Origin of the sequence: Curtobacterium sp. VKM Ac-1393 (genome assembly GCF_015350995.1) — a bacterium.
In the GTDB taxonomy this organism is placed as follows: Bacteria; Actinomycetota; Actinomycetes; order Actinomycetales; family Microbacteriaceae; genus Curtobacterium.
Genome location: NZ_JADKRW010000019.1, coordinates 1 through 904, shown reverse-complemented (window position 1 = coordinate 904; position 904 = coordinate 1). Strand labels below are relative to the sequence as shown.

The following is a 904-nucleotide window of genomic DNA, read 5'->3' as shown; positions in this document are numbered from 1 at the left end:
GCGCACCGGATCGGCCCCGGTGAGCGGCGCGCGGAGTTCCTCGTCCGCCCGGAGCTCGAGCAGGAGCGCGAGGCGAGCCGCCTGCGCTTCTGCTCGTGCTGCGAGTTGTGCAAGGAACGCGGCCGCGATGTGCACGACAGCAGCGTCGTCGAGGTCGTCGGGGATCTGCAGGGCGCCGAGTTCGGCGGAGAGCTGCGCTGTGACACGGGCGACCACGAGCGCTGTCAGCTCACGGCGCGTGCGGGCGTAGTACGACGTCGACCCCGCCGCCAGCCCGGCCGCGGCGTCGACTGCGCGATGCGTGAGCGCGCGGACGCCTCCGCGCGCTGTGAGTCTGATCCCCGCATCTGCGAGCAGTTCCCGCCGATCCATACCTGTCCCTTCGGCCTCTACTATCGTAGTGTTCTCTACGGACGTAGAGGATGGGTGGGCTCATGCGAGTAGTAGTTGTCGGCGGCGGGATCTCCGGTGCCGCGATCAGCCAGGCAGTGGAAGCACGAGGATGTTCGGTCACGCAGCTGTCCCGGTCGACGGGTTTCGACGTGTTGCGTGACGACGCAACCGCTGTGCTTGCCGGCGCGGACGTGATCATCGAGGCGACTGGACGGTTCACGACGAGCCGGAGAGCGGCCACGCAGTTCTTCACGGGGTCGACCCGCACGATCGGCAGGGCAGCCGGTGCGACCGGCGCGCACCACGTGCTGCTGTCCATCGTCAACTGCATGCGTCCCGAGGTGCAGGGGTACGGCTACTTCGCCGGCAAGACCGCCCAGGAAGCAGTCGCGCGTTCCGTCAGCCCGCACCTCACGATCGTGCGCTCCACGCAGTGGTTCGAGTTCGCCCGGCAGAACCTCGAGCGGATGCGCTTCGGACCCGTCGCGCTGGTCCCGGGGATGACGATCGC

The 904-nt window shown here is 68.8% G+C and carries 2 pseudogenes; one reads left to right on the top strand and one right to left on the bottom strand.

The window, feature by feature from the left end:
• Nucleotides 1-372: pseudogene (locus tag ITJ59_RS18860) on the bottom strand (TetR family transcriptional regulator); the annotation flags it as partial.
• Nucleotides 373-434: 62 nt separating this feature from the next.
• Between ITJ59_RS18860 and ITJ59_RS18855 the strand changes: the two are divergent.
• Nucleotides 435-904: pseudogene (locus tag ITJ59_RS18855) on the top strand (3-beta hydroxysteroid dehydrogenase); the annotation flags it as partial.